Here is a 6,386-nt window from a genome sequence, read left to right on the forward strand (position 1 = left end):
AAACTCAAATTGACATATTCCTTCAGCAAAGCATTGAGATCGGTGGGGTCCATTTTCCCATCTCCTCCTCGGGAGTGCTGCAACATGGAGGTCACAATGCCATTAGCTCGCTTTCCATGATCCAGGACTTTGATTAGGTTGCTCTTGACATCATCGAGGATGGCAGTGATTTCTTCTCTTTCCTCCGAATCCTCTAACTTTTCCAATTCATCAAAAGCTTCATCGATCAGTTCGCTACTGACTTCTGAGAAGTTATTGACAAAATTGAGCGGGTTCTTAATCTCGTGCGCGATACCAGCGGTAAGCTGACCCAGAGATGCGAGTTTTTCCTGTTGGACGAGTTGGGCTTGGGTGGCTTTTAAATCGCTAAGAGATTCTTCCAGTTGTTTGTAGGCTATTTCCAGCTGAGTGGTTCGTTCTGTCACCAAATCTTCCATCTCTGTATTCAGTCGTAGAAATTTTTTACCCTGATATATGGAGAGTCCAACCGGCAATGTGTTATAAAGAAAAAGCGTCAAGACAGGGACAAAATATACCTGACTAAAACCAAAATAATCTATAGCTAGACCTACTATAACAATTAAAGGTACTCCTAAGATAGAAAAAGCAGGGATGACCGTGTCCCTGACTCCTTGCTTAAAGGCCTTGTAAATAGCAATTAACCCTCCTGTAAGTGAAATTAATAGTATGTAGAAAAATGTTAGCTCTCCCAAAAAGTCTATTCTCAAAAAATATAATACAGTTCCTATGATGACATACAATTTCCAAAAAATATGAGCTTTAACCTTAAGTAATTTATGCGTTACTAAAGGCACAAGGACTATGGAAAAAGGTGTCAGCAAATTTTGTAGAAAGAAATCTAAACCCAGGCCGATCCAAAATGAATGAATAGTAAATCCATTGAGGAAGTTATTTAGAGCTACCGATCCAATGGACGCCATAAGCAGAACCAGCCATAAATTTTCTTTCTGATTTTTGACTCTGAAATACAGGATAAGATAAAGAACAGACAGAATGAAAATCACCGAAACGGAAATGCCGGCTATTAAAATAATTATTTTCTCCCGTTCTATATAGGTTTGGACATAATTCGGACTTGCCAGACTGAGCGAAAATGAATATGGCTTACTAACTGTTCTAAGATTTGTGAATGAATTATATTGTGAATAGCGGTGATAAGATTTCTTTATTACAAGAATGTACTCTTTATCCGGATTCAAATTAACCGGTTGTCCCATTCCTGTGTATCGAGAAACGATTTCTTCCCTCTCTTTATCGCTAGACGGGTTCCCAATCTTTAGTATAGACTTGTTATTTAAATAAATTTCGGTGGACACATTTCTAAAAGATGAAAATCGAAGAAGGGCTTCTTTGGTGCTAAAAGTGGAATCCACTTTGAATTTAAGGCGGAAGTATCCAAAGCCATTCCAGAGGGAGTCCAGTAAAGCGTTATCCTCTGATAAAGGCTTCTGAAGTTTTATCCACTGGACCGAATTAGCGGAATCTTCAATATTTTCCGTGGTGAATTCCCATCCATCTAGGTCCGTCAAAGACAAAACCTCTCCACCTTGAACAGCTAAAGAATCGTGAAGGACCACCAAGATCGAGTCTTGACTGGGAAGATTTACTTGTGGCTGAAAAAATGTGAGTAATCCGATCAAAAATGCAATCATGTATTTTGAATTTTAATTGTGAAAATGGATCCATTTTCAGAAGTATTGACCTGAAGTGTTCCCCCATGCGCTTTGATTATATCATTGGTGATGCTCAGCCCCAACCCAGTTCCTTCCGTACCTTTTTTAGTGGTAAAGAAAGGCAGTAGAATCTTGTCCTTGATCTCTTCAGGAATGCCAGGGCCGTTGTCTTCTACTTCAATGATGATATGATTTCCCTCGGCCTTTGTTCGGACGGTGAGTTTAGGAATATAGTCGTCTAAATCCCCATTCGCTTTTTGTCTCATCGCATCAAATGCATTGTTGCAGAGATTCACAATAACCCGTGAAAAGTCCTCCGAAATCAGATTCACTTTATCAACTTCCTCGTCAAGCTGTAGATCTATATCCACATTGATGGAGTTTTTACCCGCTCGCATGCCATGAAAGCTCAAATTGACATATTCCTTCAGGATGGAATTAAGGTCGGTGGGTTCCATTTTTCCGTCTCCCCCTCGGGAATGCTGCAACATGGAGGTTACGATCCCATTGGCACGCTTTCCATGTTCCAGAACCTTGGAAAGGTTTCCTTTTACATCTTCCAGAATGGCGATGATTTCTTCCTTTTCGTCAGAATTCTCTAACTTTTCTAATTCTTCAAAAGCTTCATCAATCAGTTCATTGCTGACTTCGGAGAAGTTGTTGACAAAATTCAGCGGGTTCTTAATTTCGTGCGCGATACCAGCGGTAAGCTGACCCAAGGAGGCGAGTTTTTCCTGTTGGACGAGTTGGGTTTGGGCAGCTTTTAAATCCTCCAGCGTTTTTTGAAGAGCTAAATTGCTTTCTTCAACTGCTTTCCTTTTTAGCTCAAGTTCTTCGATAGTTTCTTCGAGCAAAATTGCGGTGGTTCTTTTAACTTTCTCAGTGCGATCGAGCTTAAATGCTAAAATAGAAATCTCTTTATCCGCCGCTTGAAGAGATTTTGAGATAGCTCCTCGCTGTTCTTCAGAAATGTTTTCTAATTCTTGAAGCGTATCTAAGATATGTTGAAGGTGTGCGTTCATTTATTTTTCCTTTAATGCCACACAACAGGTGGTCAAATTATGCATCTCCAAATTGCCTCCAGCCATTCTTCCCAATTCCGCATAGGAAAACATTCCTGCCATAGGTACATTCCAAACCTTTTTAACCCCTTCAAGCTCAGCATTCATCATGGGGCCAAATGATAGTACCCTTCCTGCACAGCTGAATACCACCAAGGCATCTGCATCAGGCATTTCATTATCTTTTAGGTTCTGGACGCTTTTGACGACTTTTTCCATCACATCCCAATCAGGAGGTAGGGAAAAGCGGATTTTTGATCCCTGAGGCACTGATCCACTGGTGTAAAAGGAGTGGTCAGACCAGTCTACAACGAGGCCGGGTCGCATGACCGGGTCACCTTTCTCCCGCTGTAATTGCAAGGGAAAATTGGCGGCAAGCTCCAATAAAACATCTTTGTTTTCCGGAGTGATATTTTCAAGTCCTCCATATTTGGTGGTAATGTCTAGCGCTGGTTCATTGTCGATCGTGAATACGTGATTCCCTTCACTTTTAGTCACTGTTTTTTCTGTTCCCATGGCTTTCCAGCCACATGTGGCGATTCCACTGACCGACACGTATTCTTCATCTAAGGCCAGACAAACCATCCCCTGATCACTTTCCCAACCGTTGGTGAAAACCCAGGTTTTTTCAAATGACAAATCATCGCCAGCAGCCCCTCCAAACGCATTGACGTCTTCTCCTGCGACTTCCTGAAGTCCCAATAAAACTTCTTCGCCGTCGGTGGCAGCATTGCTAACAGCCAAAAGGAAAGCTACTTTTTCAAAGTCCTTCTTGGCTCGGGTGGCAATAGCTTTCGAGGTTTCCCGATAATTGTGGTCCCGAAATTCAGCCGAATCGATTCTGAAGTATTCTTTTTTCATATCCAGCAGCAGGATGGCCGCCGCACCTGATTCAGTCTCTTCGTCAATAAACTCCCCATTAGTTGTAGAGCCAAAAATGGCAATGCCGCCTTGGTTAAGTATGTTACAAATGGTCTTTCGGTCCTGTGAAACTGACATAAACACGATAGCCAAAGTTGGCTGGAACCCGTCTGCCATACTTTCAGAAAGCGCTGTTTTAATTTCTTCCGAGGACCTTCCTTTGATTGATTTTGCTATCATTTTTTATGTTTTCTGTTTTTGTTTATTTCTCTTTCAAAGCCACCCAGCTCACGGTTGTTCCATGCCATTCACAGCGCCCCTCATCCAGTTTTCCGAACTCACCCAAGGAGAAAAAGCCTAGCATCGGCTTGTTCCAAATGCTAGCCAACCCCTCTATCTCGGTGTCTATGAGAGGTCCAAATGAGCCGAGCCTACCTACGCAGGAAAAAACGAGCATAGCATCTGCATCTGGCATTTCCATTTCTTTCACTGTCCTTGCGCTTTCCACCACTTTTTCAATTACATCAAAATCCGGTGGAAGCGAAAAACGAAAGCGGTCGCCTTCCTTCACTTCCCCGGCTAACATCACTGATTGGTTGGTAGGATTAAAAAACAGGGCAGGCCTCATAATCACATGTCCTGAAGCCCGCTCAAATTGAAGGGGATAGCCAAGTTCCGTAGGAAGCAGCCCATTGGTGCTGTCAGCAGAAACGATCATTTCATTGCCTAGAAATCGCTGAATCACGTTCATTGCCGGCTCATGGTCAATGGTAAATACCCATAAACCCTCGACTTTTGTAATTGTCTTGGTCGTACCCACGGGCTTCCAACCTGACACGGCAAATCCATTTATCAAAATCTTATCCCGGTCAATGATTAGAGAAAGCAAACCACTTGAACTTGATGATGCGTTGGTGAATACCAAACCCAAGCCATCATAAAGATTACCGGCCACACCTCCCATAATGGAGACTTCCTCATCAGCAGCATCCGTGATCCCCCTGATTAATTTATCGCCGGAAACCCCGAAATCTATGGGTGAAATGATAAACCCTGGATTTGCGAATAAATTCTTCCCTGCGAGCCCTGCTCTATGTCCCGCCTCATAGGCAGACGAATCCTTGTAGTCATTAAGCATTATGCTGAAATATGCCGGGTTCATATCCATCAGCATGACTGCTATATCATCAGACTCCAAGCCCTGTTCTGTAAATTTTTGGGAAGTTGAGAGCCCAAAAATAGCTATACCATTCCTGTCAAATATGGCCTGTATAGCTTCGGTATTTTCCACCTTGGTCAAGGTGATAATAGCAAGCGTTGGCTTGAAACCATCCTTTGTGCTTTCTGCGAGTGCTGCTTCAATTCCGGCTGGCGTAGTGCCTTTTATGGTTATTGCTTTCATCTTGACTTTATTTTACTTTCTCTTTCAAAGCCACCCAGCAGCATGCGGTTGAATGAATGTGCTGCTGTCCATTTTTGGCCCTGCCAAATTCCCCATAGGTAAAAAAGCCTGCCATTGGGCTGTTCCATACTTCGGCCAAACCCTCGTTTTCTAAGGTTACCAAGGGTCCCAGAGTGGGCTCTCTTCCCGCACAGGAAAATACCAACAAGGCGTCTGCATCCTCAGCTGCCATACTTTTGACCGCTTTTGCTTCCTCTATAATTTCCTCTACAATATCAAAATCAGGAGGAACCGAAAACCAGAAAGTTTCGCCCTCTTTCATCTCCATATCCATGACCAATGCATGTTCTTGGCGATCAATATTCATAGGGGACTTAATTACTGTTTCCTGACTGTTTTCCCGCTCTACAATAAAGGGATACTCGAATGACAGCTCCTCTAATAGATTAAAATCCTGTCCTGAATCCCCCTCGCTTTTGCCTAGATACTTCAGATACATCTCCACAGCAGGTTTTCCGTCGATACTATATAAAAGTTTACCCTTACTATGGGTCACTTTTCGGGAGATGCCCAGCTTTTTCCAGCCTGTAATAGCCATCCCGTTCAGGGAAACTCGATTTGAATCCAAAACCAAAGCAACAAGTCCATGATTTGTCTCCCTGTTTTGGGTAAATACAGCCGTTCCTTTTAATGTAAAATCATCTCCTGCCATGCCTCCAAAAAAGACTTTATCCCTGCCGATCGCTTCCGAGAGTTCATAAACTAGGGATGTTCCGTCAAACAATTCACCTTCCTCAGTTACTCCGGTACTACAAAGGATTAGGGAAGGGTTGGGAAATCGGGAAAGTGAGGAGGTTGCCAAGTGTTGGGCCACTTCTTGAATACTTTTTGTGCCGATTTCTTCAAATAAAATAGAATAAGCCTCAGGCTTTAAATCCATCAATAAGACAGCGATTTCTCCTTTACTTTGATGGCCATTAACAAACTCACCGCAGGAGGTAGCTCCAAAAACCTCGATATTATATTTCGCAAGGGCTTCAGTTACTGCCTTTCGGTCCTGCTTTACTGAGATAAAAACAATAGCAAGCGTGGGTTTAAAATCATTACCAATAGCTGATTCTAGTGCTCTTTTGATTTCCTCAGTTGATTTGCCGTAAATGGATCTTGATTTCATGTGTTTAGTTTGATTATAAAACTTGTCCCCTTATTGAACCCGGTTTCTATTTTTAATTCTCCCCCATGCGCTTTGATAATATCATTGGTTATACTTAGCCCTAAGCCGGTACCCTCTGTCCCCTTTTTGGTGGTAAAGAAGGGCTGGAGAATCTTATCCTTGATCTCATCAGGGATTCCGGGGCCATTGTCTTC

The 6,386-nt window shown here is 42.7% G+C and carries 5 protein-coding genes and 1 pseudogene; all 6 read right to left on the reverse strand.

The annotated features are described in order from the left end of the window. Positions 1–1,673: pseudogene (locus HWE15_RS15115) on the reverse strand (histidine kinase dimerization/phospho-acceptor domain-containing protein); the annotation flags it as partial. After that, positions 1,670–2,716, reverse strand: a complete 1,047-nt coding sequence (locus HWE15_RS15120) for an ATP-binding protein (RefSeq protein ID WP_290508381.1) — start codon at positions 2,714–2,716, stop codon at positions 1,670–1,672. The gene HWE15_RS15120 and the pseudogene HWE15_RS15115, both read right to left, overlap by 4 nt. Then, the gene (locus HWE15_RS15125; RefSeq protein ID WP_290508382.1) at positions 2,717–3,856 is read right to left on the reverse strand and encodes an FIST signal transduction protein; all 1,140 of its coding nucleotides are present in this window, start codon (positions 3,854–3,856) and stop codon (positions 2,717–2,719) included. 22 nt (positions 3,857–3,878) lie between these two features. Then, a complete protein-coding gene (locus tag HWE15_RS15130; RefSeq protein ID WP_290508383.1) occupies positions 3,879–5,018 on the reverse strand; it encodes an FIST signal transduction protein in 1,140 nt (379 codons plus the stop codon). A gap of 7 nt (positions 5,019–5,025) precedes the next feature. Further along, a complete protein-coding gene (locus tag HWE15_RS15135; RefSeq protein ID WP_290508384.1) occupies positions 5,026–6,192 on the reverse strand; it encodes an FIST signal transduction protein in 1,167 nt (388 codons plus the stop codon). After that, on the reverse strand, positions 6,189–6,386 hold a 198-nt coding region (locus HWE15_RS15140), incomplete at its 5' end, for an ATP-binding protein (protein WP_290508385.1). The genes HWE15_RS15140 and HWE15_RS15135, both read right to left, overlap by 4 nt.

It is taken from the genome of Algoriphagus sp., assembly GCF_013373065.1.
Classification (GTDB): domain Bacteria; phylum Bacteroidota; class Bacteroidia; order Cytophagales; family Cyclobacteriaceae; genus Algoriphagus.